Origin of the sequence: Devosia sp. A16, assembly GCF_001402915.1 — a bacterium.
Taxonomy (GTDB): Bacteria; Pseudomonadota; Alphaproteobacteria; order Rhizobiales; family Devosiaceae; genus Devosia_A.
On sequence record NZ_CP012945.1, the window covers coordinates 2215782 to 2232081 of the forward strand.

Here is a 16300-nt window from a genome sequence, read left to right on the forward strand (position 1 = left end):
CTAAGCTCCCCGCGCCACTTCAATCAGCCGTTCGACATGCGCGATCGGCGTTTCGGGCACGATCCCGTGCCCCAGGTTGAAGATATGTGGCCGGCCGCGAAACGCCGCAACGATCTCGCGCACCCGATTGTCCATCTGCTCGCCGCCAGCCAGCAACCGCAGGGGATCGAGGTTACCCTGCACCCCGAGGCCTGCCGGCAGCTCGGCGGCAAAGCCCAGCGGCGTAGCATAGTCGAGCCCCAGCACGTTGACGCCGGTCGCCTTGGCATAGGCCGGCAGGTTCCCTGCCGCCCCGCGTGGGAAGCCGATGACCGGGGCGTTCGGGACAAGCTTCCTCAGCCCTTCGACGATCCGCCGGTTCGGCTCGATCACCCAGTTGCGAAATGCCACCTCGTCGAGGTTGAGCGCCCAGCTCTCGAACAGCTGCACCACATCGGCGCCGGCCCCCAGCTGCGCCGCGAGATAATCGATGCTGGTCTCGACCAGGATATCGATCAGCTGCGCGAAGGCCAGAGGCTCTGTCAACGCGAACACCCGTGCTGCCGCCTGGTCCGGAGAACCGCGGCCACCGATCATATAGGTGGCAACGGTCCAGGGTGACCCGCAGAAACCGATCAGCGTCTTGTCCGGTGCCAGCCCGGCGCGAACCCGTCGAACCGTCTCGATGATCGGGCCGAGCTTTTCGAAAGCCCCATTGGGGTCGAGCTGCGAGATGGAACCGACCGTCATGGGCTCGAGCCGTGGACCTTCGCCGACCTCGAACCGCACCTCCTGGCCGAGGGCGTCAGGGATCACCAGGATGTCGGAGAACAGAATGGCCGCGTCGAGGTCGAACCGCCGGAGCGGTTGCAGCGTCACTTCCGAAGCGAGTTCGGGATTGTAGCAAAGGTCGAGAAAACTGCCGGCCCTGGCGCGAAGCTCACGGTATTCCGGCAAATAGCGCCCGGCCTGACGCATGATCCAGATCGGCAGGCGCTCCTGGCGCTGCCCGCGCACCGTCTCGAGCAACGGTTTCACCACCGGCGCCTCGGTCATCGCCCAACCAACCCAAAAGAATCTAGATTCTTAATCTTCATTATCATGGCGGTGTTTTGCAGGAATTCCGGTTTGCCCACAACGTCGGCAGCGGCGACAGAAGCGCGCGGCGGGTGGTGTGTCGCAGGGCTGTGAATCCGCAAGCTGTGAACGGCACAGGGGTGACCGGGAGTCGCCCGGTTTACTAAGTCTTAACCATGTCACAATCGCTAACGATCCGTTAACAGGGCTGTTGATGACGGGGCGTCATCCGCAACCGGTTATCCCCGAACCTCACATTAAGCCTTTGTTAACCGCTTGCCCGAGCGCGGCTGTTGAAGGATCGGCGCCCAGCGGGGAGAACGCCGCCGGTGTGGCGGCGCCCCGGTTTTTCCACCGCCACGAGGCTTGAGCAATCAAGGACAGTGTGGAAAACCGAGGCCATGCTGATCCTCGCTTCCCAGAGCGCAACGCGAAAGGCCCTGCTGGCGGACGCCGGGCTGCGATTCGAACCGAGTCCAGCGCAAATCGACGAGCGCGGGCTCGAAGCCGAAGTGCTGGGGAAAGGCGGCGATGCGCCTGCCGTGGCGCGGCGTCTGGCCGAAGCCAAGGCGGTTGCCGTCTCGACGTCGCGTGCCGGCGTGGTGATCGGGGCGGATCAGGTCCTCGCCTCGGACGGCGAACTTCTGCACAAGCCGGCAGACCTCGACGCGGCGGCCCGTCAGCTCGATCGGCTCGCCGGCCGTACGCATCACCTCCACGCGGGCATCGCGCTGGCCAGGGCCGGACGCTTGCTCTGGTCGAGCACCGAGAGTGCCGCGCTGACTATGCGGCGCTTCGATGCGGCGGAACGTGAGCAGGTGCTGGCCCTCGAGGGACCCGAAGTCCTCGCCTCGGTGGGCGCCTACCGCCTCGAAGGCGCCTCGATCCGGTTGTTCGAGCGCATCGAGGGCGACTATTTCACCATTCTGGGGCTGCCGCTGTTGCCTCTGCTCGCAGCCTTGCGTCAGCACGCACCCGAAACCCTCAGCCAGTGATTCACGTGAAAAAAGCCTTCGTCATCGGCCATCCGATCAAGCATTCCCGCTCGCCGCTGATTCACGGCAGCTGGATTGCCGAGCACGGCATCGACGGCAGTTACGAAGCTATCGATGTTGCGCCCGAGAATCTGCCGGCATTTATGGAACGGCTGCGCGCGGGCGAGTTCGTGGGCGGCAATGTCACCATCCCGCACAAGGAAGCGGTGTTCGCGGTCTGCGACAGCGTCGACCCGCTGGCGAGGACCATTGGGGCCGTGAACACCCTGGTGCGCCTGCCCGACGGGCGGATCCACGGCTTCAACACTGACTATATGGGGTTTCTCGGCAACCTCGATCAGAACGCCCCGGGCTGGGACGGCGGCGCGGCCCCTGCATTAGTTCTCGGCGCCGGTGGAGCCGCACGGGCAATCCTTGTCGCTCTGCAGAGCCGGAGCATTCCGATTATCCTGCTCAACCGAACGCGCGCTACGGCCGACAGGCTTGCCAGCGAACTGGGTGGCGACATCATCATCGGGGCGCTGGACGAGGTCAATAGCGCTGCGCCGCTTGCCGAGCTTGTGGTCAACACCACTTCGATCGGCATGCACGGCACCAGATTCGAGGATTTCGATCTCGATGTCCTGCGCCCGGAAACGCTGGTCACCGACATTGTCTATGTACCGCTCGTCACCCCTCTGCTTGCCGATGCCCGGGCTCGCGGGCTGCGCACCGTCGATGGGCTCGGCATGCTGCTGCATCAGGCGCTTCCGGGGTTCGAGGCCTGGTTCGGAGTGCGTCCCGAAGTGACGCCGGGCTTGCGGGCGAAAGTCGAGGCGACGCTCTGATGCTGAAGCTCGGCCTCACCGGTTCGATCGCGACGGGCAAATCCACCGTGCTCGCGGTGTTCGCGGAGCAGGGCGTTCCGACCTTCTCGTCCGACGAAGCGGTGCATGAACTCTACCGCGGTGCGGCCGTTGCGCCGGTCGAGGCGGCGTTCCCGGGGGTCGCCATTGACGGCGTAATCGACCGGGAGAAACTCAGCCGGTTGCTGGTTGGCTATCCTGCGCAGCTGCAGCAGCTGGAAGCCATTGTCCATCCGCTGGTGCGGGCCCGGATCAGAGCCTTTCTGGAGCAGGCCGCGGCGAGCGGCGCGCCGATGGCGGTGGTCGATATCCCGCTCCTGTTCGAGAACGGCGTCGACTGGGGGCTCGATGCGGTCATCGTCACCACCGTCGACGCGGCTGAGCAGCGCCGGCGCGCTCTGGCGCGACCCGGGATGACGGTGGAAAAGCTCGACGCCATCCTTGCCCGGCAGCTGCCGCAGGCTGAAAAGGTCAAACGCGCCACCTACATAATCGACACCTCGGATACCATCGCAGCGACCCGGCAGAAGGTCGTCGAACTGGTGCAGAGGTTGCGTCAACAAGCTCAGGCCAGATGACCCGCGAGATCGTCCTCGATACCGAAACCACCGGCCTGTCGCCGGCGACGGGCGACCGCATCGTCGAAATCGGCTGCGTCGAGCTGATCAACCACATCCCCACCGGCAGGCACCTGCATATCTACCTCAATCCCGAGCGCGACGTGCCGGACGAGGCGTTCCGGGTGCATGGGCTGTCGACCGAGTTCCTGCGCGACAAGCCGCTGTTCCGCACCGAGGTGGACAAGTTCCTCGAGTTCATCGGCGACGCGACGCTGATCATCCACAACGCGCCGTTCGACATGGGCTTTCTCAACTTCGAGCTCGAAAAGGTCGGTCGGCCCAGCCTCAGCAACCAGGTGATCGATACCGTGATGGTGGCGCGCGAGCGCCATCCAGGCGCCCGCGTCAGCCTCGATGCGCTCTGCAAGCATTACGGCATCGACAATTCGAAACGCGTATTGCACGGCGCGCTGCTCGACAGCGAGATTCTCGCTGACGTCTATCTCGAGCTGATCGGCGGACGGCAGGTGGCGCTGGCGCTGGTGGCCGAGACCCATATCGAGAACGGCATCACCGTGACCATCGCGCCGGCGCGGCAACGCCCGGTGCCCCTGCCGCCGCGCCTCAGCGACGCAGAGTTCGCCGCCCACCTGAAACTGGTCGGCACGCTCGGCGCCGACGCGTTGTGGAACAATTATCCCGGCGAGCAGGTGGCGGCGGAGTAGGCTGGACCGGAAACTGAACCGATCCTCAGCTGGTCACCTGCCGTACCCCAAACTCGGTGTCATCCCTGCGGAAGCAGGGACCCAACTCTCAGCTGGCGCGGGCGGTGAAATGAATCCCCGCTTTCGCGGGGATGACATCGCGGGTGGGGCAAACCGCAGGTCAACACCGGCGGCCGCCTCAGCCACTCCGGCATATGGTTGCCACCAGCAGACAGCCTCAGTTCGGCTGCGTATTGGCCGCCTGCTGCGCCTGCAGGTTCCGCACGTTCTGGATGTAGAGCGCCTGGAAATCCACCGGTTCCATCATCAGCGGCGGGAAGCCGCCGAGCTGAACGATGGTCGCGAGCACATGGCGGGCGAATGGGAAGATCATCCGCGGGCATTCGACCATCAGCAGGGCCGGCAGCTGCTGCTCGGGGACGTTCTTGACCCGGAACACGCCGCCATAGACCAGCTCGACGTTGAACAGCACGGTCTTGTCGCGCTCGGCCTTGGCGTTGAGACTGATTTCGACCGCATAGAGGTCGTCGGCCTGCTTCTTGACCCCGACATTGATGCCGACGGTGAAATTCGGGTTGGGGCCGCCGAGCATGACGGAACCGGGCGCGCCCGGGTTCTCGAAGCTCAGGTCGCGGGTATATTGCCCAACCAGGCTGTAGCTGGGCGCCGTATTGGCGTTCGCGGGTGCGGCCTCGGGCGGGGTCTGGTCAGCCATAGTCGAAATTCCTCGAGCTTTCGGTGGCCGGCTGGCTAGCACCTTTGGCCCCGAGCCACAAGCATTGCGGCCTCAGCGCGGCCGCCACTCATCGGAATCGAGGTCGATCGTGCCGTCCTCGACACGTTCCTGGGAAAAGGCCGGTCCGCCGGTGGTCGTGGTGGTGACCACGCTCACCCGCGAGCGAAGCAGGGCATAGATCGCCGAGCGGATCGGGGGGATCAGCAACAGGATGCCGATCAGGTCGGAAAAGTAGCCAGGCAGCAACAGCAACAGCCCGGCGAGTCCGACCATCATGGCGTCGGCAATCGCCCGTGCCGGCAACTGGCCGCGACCCATGGTCGAGCGCAAGTCGTTGAGCAACGACAGGCCCTGACCGCGGATCACCAAGGCGCCGACGATCGCCGCCAGCACCACGCCGCCCAGCGTCGGCCACAGCCCGATGGCGTTGCCGATCACCACGAACAGGCCGATCTCGATCAGCGGCAGGAGGAGCAACAGGAGCAGGAACAGGCGGCCCAATGGGTAACCCTTTCGAAAGCGCTGCGTCATAACGGCCCCGACAGGCCCCTCAGCCAAACGTGAACTGGTTTCCGGCTGAGCGTTTCCCTATATATAGGGCACATTCCTGGCTCCGCGAGCCGGGCGCCCCCGTTTCTCTGGCGCGAGTAGCACGTCCGATGGATGAATTCTTCGATATCCCCACGCTCATCGTCATCGGTCTGGCGATTGTCGTGCTGTTCCGCCTCCGTCAGGTGCTGGGCACCCGCACGGGCCGCGAACGGACCCCGCTGCAGCGCCAGCGCGAAGCCGCGCAGGTCAAGGCCGGGGAAGAGAATGTCGTGCAGATGCGTCCGCGTCCGGCGCCCGAAACCGACGAAGACCTGGCGCGCGCGGCGCGCAAGCTCGAAGCCGAAATCACCCTCTTCGCGCATGGCGACGACAAGGTCGCGGCCGGGCTCAAGGCGATTGCCGACGCCGATCCCAACTTCTCGCCCAAGAGCTTCCTGGAAGGCGCCAAGTCCGCCTATGAGATGATCGTCACCGCCTTTGCCGCCGGCGACCGGCAGACGCTGAAGAACCTGCTCGACAAGGACGTCTATGACGGCTTCGAGCGGGTGATCAAGGATCGCGAAGCCGCTGGCCAGAAGGTTGATTTCACCTTTGTCGGCCTGCCCAAGATCGAGATTTCCGACGCCGAGCTCGACAAGCGCGCCGCCAACGTCACCATCCGCTTCCACGCCGAAGTGGTCTCGGCCACCCGCGACAAGGACGGCAACCTGCTCGAAGGCAATGCCGACCAGGTGGCCAATATCGCCGACGAGTGGACCTTCGCGCGCAATCCCAAGTCGCGCGACCCCAACTGGAAGCTCGTCGCCACCAGCCAACTCGAATAATCGGCCGCGCTCGGGGGCGATGCGATGGCCAAGCGCCGGTCGGATGGAAAGGGCCAGCTCCCCGACTGGCACCTGTGGCTCGAAGTGTCGCAGACGGTTTCGCCGCTGCGGTCGCAGCGGCCGATGGTTGATCTCGAATCCGAGCCCCTGCCGATCCCGGCGCCCCCGGTGCCGAAACCGCACCGGCTGCTGCCGCAAATGCCGCCGTATCAATCCGATGGCCGGCCTGGCCGGAAGTCGCCCAGGCCAGGCATCGAGCCGAACCTCAAGCAGCGCCTGCAACGCGGCCGCGAGGAGATCGACGGCACCATCGATCTGCATGGCATGCGGCAGGTCGAGGCCCATGCAGCGCTCACCCGCTTCATCCACGCCCGCGCGGCGCGGGGGGACCGCACCTTGCTGGTCATCACCGGCAAGGGGTTGAAGAAGCTCGGCGACGACGCGGCGGTGATCGTCGAGCGCGGCGTGCTGCGCGCCATGCTGCCGGTCTGGCTGTCCGAACCCAACCTCGCCCCGCTGGTCGCCGGCTGGGACACCGCGGCGCAGGGCCATGGCGGCGATGGCGCCTTCTACGTACGTCTCAGGCGGGAGCGGGATTACCGATGACACCACTGGGCCTCAAGCTGCGCTCGATGCGCGAGGAACGCGGGCTGACCCTCAAGGACATGGCCAAGGCGCTGCGTGTCTCCAGCGCCTATCTCAGTGCCCTGGAACATGGCCGTCGCGGCAAGCCGACCTTCGCGCTGCTGCAGAAGATCATCGCCTACTTCAACGTGATCTGGGACGACGCCGAGGAATTGCAGCGGCTCGCCGAGATCAGCGATCCGAAAGTCACCATCGACACCGCCGGCATGTCGCCGCAGGCGACCGAGCTCGCCAACCGCCTCGCCCGCGACATCGGTCGGCTCGAACCGGCTGACCTGAGCTTTCTCAGCAATGAAGTGGCGCGCCGGCTGAAATAGTCGGCCACGCGGTTGATGACGAGCCGGCCACCACTTGCGCCCACGCGGAGGCCGGGAGTTTGCCGCCGCCGATCGTGCCAGGTTATCCTAAGCAGCATGTGGGGTGAGGCGAGGGAGCGGGTGCACCGTGGGCCGAAAACACGCGCTCGATTGCGACCTCGAGACCGAACGCTTTCACCTGCGGCGCATGGGGCGGCTGCAGGCCTTCCTGCTGACCCGGCGCTGGCGGCATGATCCGGAGTTGCTCGAAGGGCTGTTCCTGTCGCCGCGCTCCCACTCCCTGCTGTCGTGGTGGTTTCGCGGCCCGCGACCCAACGGCCGTACGCGCTTCGCCCACGCCATCGTCGACAAGGCGGGCGGTGGGATCATCGGCCTGCACATGGTCGTGCGTCCGGGCGACGGCTCCTTCGCCTATTGCCACGTCGCCCTCCACGATCGGGCCTGGTGGGGGCAGGGAGTGGTGGTCGAAGCGCGGGCCCGGCTGCTCGAGCATTTCTTTGCCCACGGCACCGACCGGTTCGTCGCCACCATCGATGCCCGCAATGCGCCGTCCATCTTCAACTATCGCCGGCTCGGTTTTCGGGCTACGGGGAATGGCACTACGCGCCACCCCGACCCAGCGACTGGTGAGGGGCGGCCGGCAGTAGAACTGGAACTGCGCCGCCAGGATTGGCTCGGCGCGTCGCGGGGAGATCGCCATGACCGCTGAGCTTCGCGCCACGAGGCTGGTTGCCCAGGCGCTCGATATCCAGGGGAGCGTCATGGCCAGCGACGACATGAACAGCCTCGCGGCCTGGTCCAGCCTCGGTCACGCGCGGCTGGTGCTCGAACTGGAAGCCGAGCTGGGCCGCCAGCTGAGCGGCGAAGAGGTGGCCGGCATCACCTCGGTCGCGGCGGTGGCAAGGTTGCTCGCTTGACGGCGGATTCACGTGGAACATCCCCCGCGGGTGGACAGCCCGCGTGAACCGGCCTAAGCGCTACCCAATATTCTGACTACTGCGGACAAGTTTCATGCTGCGCCGGTTCTTTTCCTATTACGCGCCCTACAAGCACCTGTTCCTGCTCGATTTCGGCTGCGCCGTACTCGCCGGCATCCTCGAGCTCGGCTTCCCGCTGGCCGTCAAGCTGTTCGTCGACGACCTGCTGCCGGGGCAGAACTGGGGGCTGATCGGCGCAACCGCGGCGCTGCTGCTGGGGGTGTTCGCGCTCAACACCGTGCTCTCCGCCGTCGTCAACTACTGGGGCCACGCGCTCGGCATCTCGATCGAGACCGATATGCGCCGCCAGGCTTTCGATCACATCCAGAAGCTGAGCTTCCGCTATTTCGACAACAACAAGACCGGCCAGCTGATCACTCACGTGACCAAGGATCTCGAGGAGGTGGGCGAGGTCGCCCATCATGGCCCTGAGGATCTGTTCATCGCGGTGATGACCTTTGTCGGCGCCTTCGTCCTGATGTTCACTGTGCACTGGCAGCTGGCGCTCATCACCACCATCATCGTGCCGCTGATGACCTGGCTGGTGAGCAAATACGGCTCGCGCATGACCCGGACCTGGCAGCAGCTGTTCCGCCAGGTCGGCGATTTCAACACCCGCGTGCAGGAGAGCGTCGGCGGCATCCGGGTGGTGAAGGCCTTCGCCAACGAGGACTATGAGCGCGGCCTGTTTGCCAGGAACAACGAGGGCTATCGCGCCACCAAGCTCAGCGCCTATGCCATCATGACCGCCTCGATCGCGCTCAGCTATTTCAGCACCCGCTTCGTGCAGCTGGTGGTGATGCTGGCCGGCACCTGGTTCGTCATTTCGGGCGAGCTCAGCTATGGCGGCTTCGTCAGCTTCCTCCTGCTGGTCAACGTGTTCTTCCGGCCGATCGACAAGATCACCTCGGTGCTCGAGAGCTACCCCAAGGGTATTGCCGGCTTCCGCCGCTTCACCTCGCTGATCGACACCGAGCCCGATACCGCCGACCGCCCGGGCGCCAAGCCGGTGGCGAACCTTCGGGGCGACATCGTCTACAGCGACGTGAGCTTTGCCTATTCGGGTGATCCGGCAGCCAAGGACAAGGTGCTCGAGGGGCTCAACCTCAGCATCAGGGCCGGCGAAACCGTCGCCTTTGTCGGCCCGTCCGGCGCCGGCAAGACCACCATCTGTTCGCTGCTGCCCCGCTTCTATGATGTCACGGCCGGCGCCATAACCATCGACGGCATCGATATTCGCGACATGACGCAGGCGTCGCTGCGCGGCCAGATCGGCATCGTGCAGCAGGATGTGTTCCTGTTCGGCTCGACCATCCGCGAGAACGTCGCCTATGGCCGGCTCGGCGCCAGCGACGCCGAGATCATGGATGCGCTGCGCCGCGCCGCGCTCGACGAGTTCGTGCTGTCGCTGCCCGACGGGCTCGATACCCCGACCGGCGAACGCGGGGTCAAGCTTTCGGGCGGGCAGAAGCAGCGCCTCGCCATCGCCCGGATCTTTTTGAAGAACCCGCCGATCCTGATCCTCGACGAGGCCACCTCGGCGCTCGACACCGCCACCGAATATGCCATCCAGCAGGCGCTCGCCGCGCTGTCGGAGGGCCGCACCACGCTGGTGGTGGCGCATCGCCTCGCCACCATCCGCAATGCCGACCGGATCGTGGTGGTGGGCAGCGAGGGCATCGTCGAGCAGGGCACCCATGCCGAGCTGCTCGGCCGGAACGGTGCCTATGCCCGACTGCACGGCGCGCAGTTCGGGCAGTTGGCGGGTCAATAGACCAAGGTAGGAATCGTGATACACACTTACTATGGCCGAAGATCCGAAGCAGCTCTCATCTAGATTAGCTCAAATGGCATCCCGGGAGGACAACTCCGTTGAGCCGGTCCACCTGACAGAAGATGAAGACACCGGTGATCGGTTCCTAATCTACAGCACGGACTCGGGACTGAAGGTTCAGCTCCGGTACGAGGGCGAAGGGCTCTTCATGAGCCAAGCCCAGATGGCTGACCTGTTCGGAGTGGACGTTCGCACGGTCAGTGAGCACGTCTCAAACGTGTTTCGAGAGGGTGAACTCGAAGAAGGGGCAACTATCCGGAAATTCCGGATAGTTCGAACTGAGGGTACGCGAGAGGTGGCCCGCGAGGTGAACCACTACAATCTCGATGTGGTTATCGCCGTCGGCTACCGCGTATCGTCCAAGCAGGGCACAATGTTCCGCAAATGGGCGACGGATAAGCTCGTCCAGTTTGCAACCAAGGGCTTCATCGTCGATGTTGAGCGGTTGAAGTCCCCGCAAGAGCGGGATCATTTCCGAGAGCTTCGCGAACTCATCCGGGAGATTCGTGCCTCAGAAGCAAATGTCTATCACGAGCTAAAGCAGATCATCTCACTGTGTAGCGACTACGCTGCACTAGATGACACCCGAAAGAACGCGTTCTTTGCGACCGTTCAAAACAAGCTTCTCTATGCTATTGCTGGGATGACCGCGGCCGAACTTAGAGTAGAGCGGGCTTCGGCTGCGAAGGATAACATGGGCCTCACCGCCTGGAAGGGCAGGCAGGTCAGAAAATCCGACATAGGAATCGCAAAGAACTACCTGGGTGATGCTGAGATACGGGACCTAAATCGCTTCACCAATATGCTCTTAGATTATTTCGAGCAGGAGACCGACCGGCGACGCTTGGTACTTACATCGGATGCTGAGGCGGCCGTCGACCGTTTCATACGAAACAACGACAGACACTTACTCAGAGGCGCGGGCACGGTCTCGAAGCGCGAAGCCGACGCCCATTGTGAGTCGGAGTACGACAAGTTCGAGGACATGCGTCGGCGTAGGTATCTCCAATCCGACGAGGAAGTGTAGCACGGCGTCCCGTTGTGCTTCCTCGGTCCTGCAGCGATCACAGCCACGGTGACTGAGCGACCACTCGATCTCAAGTGAGGTCAGATTGACCGGCCAGATGGAAGATGGTCGAGGAAAGTCCTCAGGCGCCCAACCCCCTCGCGCAGTTTCGCCGGATCCACCGCGTGGCACCAACGCAGCCAGCCATCGCCTTCCGGCCCGAACGCCCCGCCTGGCGCCAGGCCAAGCCCGGCTTCCTCGACCAGGCGCTTCGCCAGCCCCAGCGTGTCGGCAAAACCCTCGATGCGGAAGAATACATACATCGCGCCCCCGGCATCGGGGACCACGACGCCGGGGATCCGGGTCAGTTCGTCCACCAGCAGTTTCCGAGTCGCTGTGAGTTCGGTGCGAAGTTTTGCGACGGTCGGCTCACCCTCGGTCAGCGCGGCGGTCGCGGCGCGCTGGATCGGCTCGAGAATGCACGAGGTGTTGTATTCGATGACCTTGGTGAGGTCGTTCGACAGCGTCTCGGGGCTCGCCAGCCAGCCGATCCGCCAGCCGGTCATCGACCACGCCTTGGAAAAGCTGTTGACCGAGATGATCCGGTCTCCCGCCTCGTAGCGGCGGAGGAACGAGGGGGCCGAGCGGCGCGAGGGCTCATGCACCAGCCGCTCGTAGACGTCGTCGCTGAGCACCCAGATGCCGTGCCTGCGGCAATGCGCAAGGACGATATCCACTTCGGAGTCCTCGATGGTCCAGCCCGTCGGGTTGTTGGGCGAGTTGATGATGGCGAGCCTGGTGTCCGGGGTCAGCGCTTCCAGCAGCCGGTCCAGGTCGAGCGACCACTTCCCGTTCGCCGCGGTGAGCGGCACCCGCACCACCTCGGCCCCGAGGATCTTCGGAATCTCGACGATGTTGGGCAAGAGCGGCGTCACCGCCACTACCCGGTCGCCGGGAGACAGCAGCATCTGCGCCGCGATCATCAGCCCGGAGACGCCCGAGCCCACCGCGGCGACACGGTCCGGCGCCACTGCCGTGTGGTGCAGGTCGCTCAGATAGCCGGCGATGGCGTCACGCAGGTATGGCCGGCCGAGATTCTGCGAGTAGAAGGTCTCGCCCTGGTCCAGTGACGCCATCGCCGCTTCGCGGATGAAGCGCGGCGTCGGCTGGTCGGATTCGCCGAACCAGAAGGCCAGCACGTCGGTGCGCCCCATCCCGGCATTGGCCACCTCGCGGATCAGCGAAGCTTGCAGGGCTTGGACGTCGGGGCGGGCGGAGGCGGGGAGGGTCATGCGGCGAGGTATGGCCGATGCGCGTCGTGCCCGCAAGGAGTGGCGGAGCGTGGGGCCTGCCCCCACCCAGCGATGCTGGCTCGCTACGCTCACAAGCTCTGCTGCCCTCCCCCACAAGGGGGCGATAGCTGCAAGGTTTCGGTGCTTGCGTCTCCCTCCCCTCGGGGCGACCTCTTGTCGTCCCCCTTGTGGGGAGGGATCAAGGGTGGGGGTGGCCCCACGCTCCGTCGCCAGAGCTACAGCACGAACCGGCTGAGGTCGGTGTCGGCCGCCATCTTGCCGATGCGCTCGTCGACATATCCCTTGTCGATGGTGATGGTCTGGCCTGCCTTGTCGGGTGCGTCGAACGAGATGTCCTCCACCAGCCGCTCGAGAATGGTGGCCAGCCGGCGGGCGCCGATATTTTCGACCGTGGCGTTGACGTGCACGGCCGCATCGGCGATCGCCTCGATCGCGTCGGGGGCGAAGTCGAGCGTCAGGCCCTCGGTCTTCATCAGTGCCACATACTGCTTGATCAGGCTCGCGTCGGTGTCGTTGAGGATGCCGATCAGGTCCTGGCGGGTCAGCGCCTTGAGCTCGACGCGGATCGGCAGGCGGCCCTGCAGCTCGGGCAGGAGGTCCGAGGGCTTGGCCACATGGAAGGCGCCCGAGGCGATGAACAGGATGTGGTCGGTCTTTACCGGGCCGTACTTGGTCGAAACCGTAGTGCCTTCGATCAGCGGCAGCAGGTCGCGCTGCACGCCCTCGCGGCTGACGCCACCGCCATAACCGCCTTCGCGGTTCACGATCTTGTCGATCTCGTCGATGAAGGCGATGCCGTGGTTCTCGACCAGGTCGACCGCTTCCTTGTTGAGCTGGTCCTGGTCGAGCAGCTTGTCGGCTTCTTCGGCGAGCAGCGGCGCATGCGCGTCCTTCACCTTGACCTTGCGCTTCACGCCGCGGCCGCCGAACGCCTTGCCCAGCATGTCCTGGATGTTGATCACGCCGATATTGGCCCCCGGCATGCCGGGGATCTCGAACCCCCCCGGGTTGCCGGTCGGCTGCATCTCGATCTCGATTTCCTTGTCGTCGAGTTCGTTGGTGCGGAGCTTCTGCCGGAAACTGTCGCGGGTCGACGGCGAGGCGGAGGAGCCCACCAGTGCGTCGAGCACCCGCTCCTCGGCATTGTGGTGGGCCTGTGCCTGCACCTCGGCGCGCTTCTTGTCGCGCAGCAGCGAGATGCCGGCTTCGACCAGATCGCGCACGATCTGCTCGACGTCGCGGCCGACATAGCCGACCTCGGTGAACTTGGTCGCTTCGACCTTGATGAACGGCGCCTGGGCGAGCTTGGCCAGCCGCCGGCTGATCTCGGTCTTGCCGACGCCGGTGGGCCCGATCATCAGGATGTTCTTGGGGGTGACCTCGGCGCGCAGGTCGTCCGGGAGCTGCTGCCGGCGCCAGCGGTTGCGCAGCGCCACGGCGACGGCGCGCTTGGCGTCGTGCTGGCCGACGATGTAGCGATCGAGCTCGGAGACGATCTCGCGCGGGGAGAAATTGGTATCACTCATTGTCTGTCACTTTCCGCTGCCCTCATCGAGGCGCAGCACCATGAGATAGTCATCGTAGAAGACGCCATCGACCTTGAGGCCGCGCGGGTCTTCGCCATAGATCACGAACCCGTGCCGCTCGTAGAGCCGGCGGGCCCTGTCATTGTCCTTCGTCACGCCAGATGCAGCTGCAGCACGTGGCGGCGCGCTTCGGCGATCACTGCGGCGATCAACAGGTCGGCGCCGCCCTGGCCGCGTGAGCCGGGGCTGACATAGACCCCGACGAGGTGGCCGCGATGCGCCGACTTCAGCATGGCCTCGCGATAAAAGCCGGCCGTGCCGACCAAGCCATCCGCATCGAACAGCCCGAACACGAAGCCCTTGTCGAGCCGGTCGACCCAGGCGGAGGCCGGCTTGTCGATCTCCTCGGCGAGGCTCGAGCCGAACGAGGCAGGCGAGTCCTGCAGTCCTTCGATTCGAAGGCCGCGATAGGCCTCCGCGTCGGAAGCGACGAGCCGCCGCGCCGCAAAGCTCACTTGCCGGTCTCGATTGCTTCGAGCGTCACGTTCTCGTTGGTGTAGATGCAGACCTCGGCGGCGATCTTCATCGCCTTGCGGGCGATTTCCTCGGCGTCCATGTCGGTGTTCTCGCTCAACGCCAGTGCCGCCGAATAGGCGTAGTTGCCGCCCGAGCCGATGGCGATGGTCGAGTGATCGGGGGTGAGCACGTCGCCGGTGCCGGTCAGCACCAGGGTCACGTCCTTGTCGGCGACGATCATCATTGCTTCGAGACGGCGGAGGTACCGGTCGGTGCGCCAGTCTTTCGCCAGCTCGACCGAAGCGCGCATCAGCTGGTCGGGGTACTGGATCAGCTTGGCTTCGAGCCGCTCGAACAGCGTGAACGCGTCGGCAGTGGCGCCGGCGAAGCCGCCGATCACCTTGCCGTCGGCGAGGCGCCGGACCTTCTTGGCGGTATGCTTCATCACGGTGTTGCCGACCGAGACCTGTCCGTCACCGGCCACCACCACCTTGTTGCCCTTGCGGACGGCGACGATGGTCGTGCCGTGCCAGCCGGGAAACGCGTTGTCGTTGGACATCTTGGGAAAAACTCCAGAACTGTTCCGCCATATTTAGGGGCGGACCGGGGGAATGCAAACCGGGCTAGCCGGTTGGGTAGTTTCCCCGAGGTTACCGTGCGGTGGTGTCACCGGTGCCGCGGCCACCCCCACCCAGCTTCGCTACGGCTTCGCCTAGCGGCGCTACCCTCCCCACAACGGGAGGGAGACCTGACTGTGAGTTCTCGATTCCATAGTCTCCCTCCCCCTTGTGGGGAGGATCGAAGGTGGGGGTGGCCACACGCTCGGGCCGTGTTTCTGAGCAATTCACCGCATCTTCACCGCTGCGGCGCTATCTGCTACAGCCGCCGCGCTACAACAGGACTGCCCCGATGCGCACTGCCGAGATCAAGCGAAAGACCAACGAGACCGATATTCAGGTGTCGGTAAACCTTGATGGCTCGGGCAAGCACGACATGCGGACCGGCATCGGCTTTCTCGATCACATGCTCGATCAGCTGTCGAAACACTCGCTGATCGACATGACCGTGCGCGCCCAGGGCGACCTGCATATCGATTTCCATCACACCGCAGAGGATGTCGGCATTGCGCTGGGGGAAGCGGTCCGCCAGGCGTTGGGCGACAAGAAGGGCATCCGGCGCTACGCCTCGTCCGACCTGCCGATGGATGGCACGCTGACCCGCGTCGCCCTCGATGTTTCGGGCCGGCCCTTCCTCGTCTGGAAAGTGGAGTTCACCCGCGACAAGGTGGGCGAGATGGATACCGAGCTGTTCCGCGAGTGGTTCCAGGCCTTCGCCATGAATGCCGGCATTACGCTGCACGTCGAAACCTTCTACGGCGACAACAACCACCATATCGCCGAGAGCGCTTTCAAGGCGCTGGCCCGAGCCTTGCGCTCGGCGGTGGAGATCGATCCGCGTGCCGCGGATGCGATCCCCTCGACCAAGGGCACGCTGTAGCGCCATTTCTCGGTGGGCCCGGTGGGTTGCTGACCCCACCCTTGATCCCTCCCCCTAAACATGGGGAGGGAGACGATAGCCTCGATATCAGCGTGTGGGTCTCCCTCCCCATACTACAGGGGGAGGGGACAGGGGTGGGGGTCGGCAACCACCGGCGGCGCCGACAACGCCCAGCCCTACTTGAAGCCGTGCGTGGCGCCGGCGCTGATGACCGTGAGCGTGAAGATCGCCATCACGACGAGCAGCCCGACGGCAAGCCAGCCGATGAAAATGCCCTGGCTCGGCTTGGACCCCATCGTGCCATCGCCATGCGGGTCGGGTGAATCATGCGTCATCTCGCTCTCCTCGAAGCCTGTTGAACGAACGGCGTGGCCAA

The 16300-nt window shown here is 64.9% G+C and carries 21 protein-coding genes; 12 read left to right on the forward strand and 9 right to left on the reverse strand.

The features are described 5' to 3' along the window. On the reverse strand, nt 1–1035 hold the full coding sequence (gene hemE / locus APS40_RS10780) for a uroporphyrinogen decarboxylase (protein WP_055047048.1): 1035 nt from the start codon (nt 1033–1035) through the stop codon (nt 1–3). A 422-nt stretch (nt 1036–1457) separates the two neighbouring features. On the opposite strand from hemE, the gene APS40_RS10785 reads away from it, so the two are divergent. From APS40_RS10785 to dnaQ, 4 genes are read left to right on the forward strand one after another with little or no spacing between them, the layout of a single operon-like run. Further along, entirely contained in the window at nt 1458–2051 is a 594-nt protein-coding gene (locus tag APS40_RS10785; RefSeq protein WP_055047049.1) for a Maf family protein, read from the forward strand. 5 nt (nt 2052–2056) lie between these two features. Then, nucleotides 2057–2878, forward strand: coding sequence for a shikimate dehydrogenase (locus APS40_RS10790; protein WP_055049632.1), 822 nt, complete (start codon nt 2057–2059; stop codon nt 2876–2878). After that, the gene (gene coaE, locus APS40_RS10795) at nt 2878–3474 is read left to right on the forward strand and encodes a dephospho-CoA kinase (RefSeq protein ID WP_055047050.1); all 597 of its coding nucleotides are present in this window, start codon (nt 2878–2880) and stop codon (nt 3472–3474) included. The genes APS40_RS10790 and coaE overlap by 1 nt, the downstream gene beginning before the upstream one ends. Next, the gene (gene dnaQ / locus APS40_RS10800; RefSeq protein ID WP_055047051.1) at nt 3471–4181 is read left to right on the forward strand and encodes a DNA polymerase III subunit epsilon; all 711 of its coding nucleotides are present in this window, start codon (nt 3471–3473) and stop codon (nt 4179–4181) included. Before coaE ends, dnaQ begins: the two co-directional genes overlap by 4 nt. 217 nt (nt 4182–4398) lie before the next feature. On the opposite strand, the gene secB is transcribed toward dnaQ, so the two are convergent. Both secB and APS40_RS10810 read right to left on the reverse strand, forming a co-directional pair. Next, nucleotides 4399–4896 carry a protein-export chaperone SecB gene (gene secB / locus APS40_RS10805; protein WP_055047052.1) on the reverse strand — a complete coding sequence of 166 codons (498 nt, stop codon included), beginning with the start codon at nt 4894–4896 and terminating at the stop codon, nt 4399–4401. A 72-nt stretch (nt 4897–4968) separates the two neighbouring features. Beyond that, nucleotides 4969–5418, reverse strand: a complete 450-nt coding sequence (locus tag APS40_RS10810; protein WP_055047053.1) for an FxsA family protein — start codon at nt 5416–5418, stop codon at nt 4969–4971. A gap of 158 nt (nt 5419–5576) precedes the next feature. On the opposite strand from APS40_RS10810, the gene APS40_RS10815 reads away from it, so the two are divergent. The 7 genes from APS40_RS10815 (at nt 5577) to rhuM (ending at nt 11093) form a co-directional block, all read left to right on the forward strand. Beyond that, the gene (locus APS40_RS10815) at nt 5577–6293 is read left to right on the forward strand and encodes a Tim44/TimA family putative adaptor protein (RefSeq protein WP_055047054.1); all 717 of its coding nucleotides are present in this window, start codon (nt 5577–5579) and stop codon (nt 6291–6293) included. Nucleotides 6294–6317: 24 nt separating this feature from the next. After that, complete coding sequence (locus APS40_RS10820) at nt 6318–6899, forward strand: Smr/MutS family protein (RefSeq protein ID WP_055047055.1); 582 nt, start codon at nt 6318–6320, stop codon at nt 6897–6899. Next, nucleotides 6896–7255, forward strand: coding sequence for a helix-turn-helix domain-containing protein (locus APS40_RS10825; protein ID WP_055047056.1), 360 nt, complete (start codon nt 6896–6898; stop codon nt 7253–7255). Before APS40_RS10820 ends, APS40_RS10825 begins: the two co-directional genes overlap by 4 nt. Before the next feature lie 127 nt (nt 7256–7382). Next, on the forward strand, nt 7383–7964 hold the full coding sequence (locus tag APS40_RS10830; RefSeq protein ID WP_055047057.1) for a GNAT family N-acetyltransferase: 582 nt from the start codon (nt 7383–7385) through the stop codon (nt 7962–7964). Further along, the gene (locus APS40_RS10835; protein WP_055047058.1) at nt 7954–8172 is read left to right on the forward strand and encodes an acyl carrier protein; all 219 of its coding nucleotides are present in this window, start codon (nt 7954–7956) and stop codon (nt 8170–8172) included. Before APS40_RS10830 ends, APS40_RS10835 begins: the two co-directional genes overlap by 11 nt. A gap of 94 nt (nt 8173–8266) precedes the next feature. Continuing rightward, on the forward strand, nt 8267–10006 hold the full coding sequence (locus APS40_RS10840; protein ID WP_055047059.1) for an ABC transporter ATP-binding protein: 1740 nt from the start codon (nt 8267–8269) through the stop codon (nt 10004–10006). A gap of 31 nt (nt 10007–10037) precedes the next feature. Beyond that, nucleotides 10038–11093 carry a RhuM family protein gene (gene rhuM, locus APS40_RS10845; protein WP_082434335.1) on the forward strand — a complete coding sequence of 352 codons (1056 nt, stop codon included), beginning with the start codon at nt 10038–10040 and terminating at the stop codon, nt 11091–11093. Between the two features lie 80 nt (nt 11094–11173). Here rhuM and APS40_RS10850 read toward each other — a convergent pair whose 3' ends face one another. The 5 genes from APS40_RS10850 to hslV form a co-directional block, all read right to left on the reverse strand. Further along, on the reverse strand, nt 11174–12364 hold the full coding sequence (locus APS40_RS10850) for a pyridoxal phosphate-dependent aminotransferase (RefSeq protein ID WP_055047061.1): 1191 nt from the start codon (nt 12362–12364) through the stop codon (nt 11174–11176). A gap of 236 nt (nt 12365–12600) precedes the next feature. Then, nucleotides 12601–13911, reverse strand: coding sequence for an ATP-dependent protease ATPase subunit HslU (hslU, locus tag APS40_RS10855; RefSeq protein WP_055047062.1), 1311 nt, complete (start codon nt 13909–13911; stop codon nt 12601–12603). A gap of 6 nt (nt 13912–13917) precedes the next feature. Then, complete coding sequence (locus tag APS40_RS24880; protein WP_156342906.1) at nt 13918–14067, reverse strand: GNAT family N-acetyltransferase; 150 nt, start codon at nt 14065–14067, stop codon at nt 13918–13920. Beyond that, nucleotides 14064–14426, reverse strand: coding sequence for a GNAT family N-acetyltransferase (locus APS40_RS10860; RefSeq protein ID WP_055047063.1), 363 nt, complete (start codon nt 14424–14426; stop codon nt 14064–14066). The genes APS40_RS24880 and APS40_RS10860 overlap by 4 nt, the downstream gene beginning before the upstream one ends. Then, complete coding sequence (gene hslV / locus APS40_RS10865; protein WP_055047064.1) at nt 14423–14986, reverse strand: ATP-dependent protease subunit HslV; 564 nt, start codon at nt 14984–14986, stop codon at nt 14423–14425. Before hslV ends, APS40_RS10860 begins: the two co-directional genes overlap by 4 nt. Before the next feature lie 350 nt (nt 14987–15336). Between hslV and hisB the strand changes: the two genes are divergently transcribed. After that, nucleotides 15337–15924 (forward strand): imidazoleglycerol-phosphate dehydratase HisB, encoded by a 588-nt coding sequence (gene hisB, locus APS40_RS10870; protein WP_055047065.1) that lies wholly within the window; start codon nt 15337–15339, stop codon nt 15922–15924. Nucleotides 15925–16100: 176 nt separating this feature from the next. Here hisB and APS40_RS24885 read toward each other — a convergent pair whose 3' ends face one another. Next, on the reverse strand, nt 16101–16259 hold the full coding sequence (locus tag APS40_RS24885) for a hypothetical protein (RefSeq protein ID WP_156342907.1): 159 nt from the start codon (nt 16257–16259) through the stop codon (nt 16101–16103). Nucleotides 16260–16300 lie beyond the last annotated feature (41 nt).

What these genes read in the sequence shown, in the direction of transcription:
- hemE (WP_055047048.1), bottom strand. Translation starts at nt 1,035, where the DNA reads ATGACCGAGGCGCCGGTGGTGAAACCGTTGCTCGAGACGGTGCGCGGG.
- APS40_RS10785 (WP_055047049.1), top strand. Translation starts at nt 1,458, where the DNA reads ATGCTGATCCTCGCTTCCCAGAGCGCAACGCGAAAGGCCCTGCTGGCG.
- coaE (WP_055047050.1), top strand. Translation starts at nt 2,878, where the DNA reads ATGCTGAAGCTCGGCCTCACCGGTTCGATCGCGACGGGCAAATCCACC.
- dnaQ (WP_055047051.1), top strand. Translation starts at nt 3,471, where the DNA reads ATGACCCGCGAGATCGTCCTCGATACCGAAACCACCGGCCTGTCGCCG.
- secB (WP_055047052.1), bottom strand. Translation starts at nt 4,896, where the DNA reads ATGGCTGACCAGACCCCGCCCGAGGCCGCACCCGCGAACGCCAATACG.
- APS40_RS10815 (WP_055047054.1), top strand. Translation starts at nt 5,577, where the DNA reads ATGGATGAATTCTTCGATATCCCCACGCTCATCGTCATCGGTCTGGCG.
- APS40_RS10820 (WP_055047055.1), top strand. Translation starts at nt 6,318, where the DNA reads ATGGCCAAGCGCCGGTCGGATGGAAAGGGCCAGCTCCCCGACTGGCAC.
- APS40_RS10825 (WP_055047056.1), top strand. Translation starts at nt 6,896, where the DNA reads ATGACACCACTGGGCCTCAAGCTGCGCTCGATGCGCGAGGAACGCGGG.
- APS40_RS10835 (WP_055047058.1), top strand. Translation starts at nt 7,954, where the DNA reads ATGACCGCTGAGCTTCGCGCCACGAGGCTGGTTGCCCAGGCGCTCGAT.
- APS40_RS10840 (WP_055047059.1), top strand. Translation starts at nt 8,267, where the DNA reads ATGCTGCGCCGGTTCTTTTCCTATTACGCGCCCTACAAGCACCTGTTC.
- rhuM (WP_082434335.1), top strand. Translation starts at nt 10,038, where the DNA reads ATGGCCGAAGATCCGAAGCAGCTCTCATCTAGATTAGCTCAAATGGCA.
- APS40_RS10850 (WP_055047061.1), bottom strand. Translation starts at nt 12,364, where the DNA reads ATGACCCTCCCCGCCTCCGCCCGCCCCGACGTCCAAGCCCTGCAAGCT.
- hslU (WP_055047062.1), bottom strand. Translation starts at nt 13,911, where the DNA reads ATGAGTGATACCAATTTCTCCCCGCGCGAGATCGTCTCCGAGCTCGAT.
- hslV (WP_055047064.1), bottom strand. Translation starts at nt 14,986, where the DNA reads ATGTCCAACGACAACGCGTTTCCCGGCTGGCACGGCACGACCATCGTC.
- hisB (WP_055047065.1), top strand. Translation starts at nt 15,337, where the DNA reads ATGCGCACTGCCGAGATCAAGCGAAAGACCAACGAGACCGATATTCAG.
- APS40_RS24885 (WP_156342907.1), bottom strand. Translation starts at nt 16,259, where the DNA reads ATGACGCATGATTCACCCGACCCGCATGGCGATGGCACGATGGGGTCC.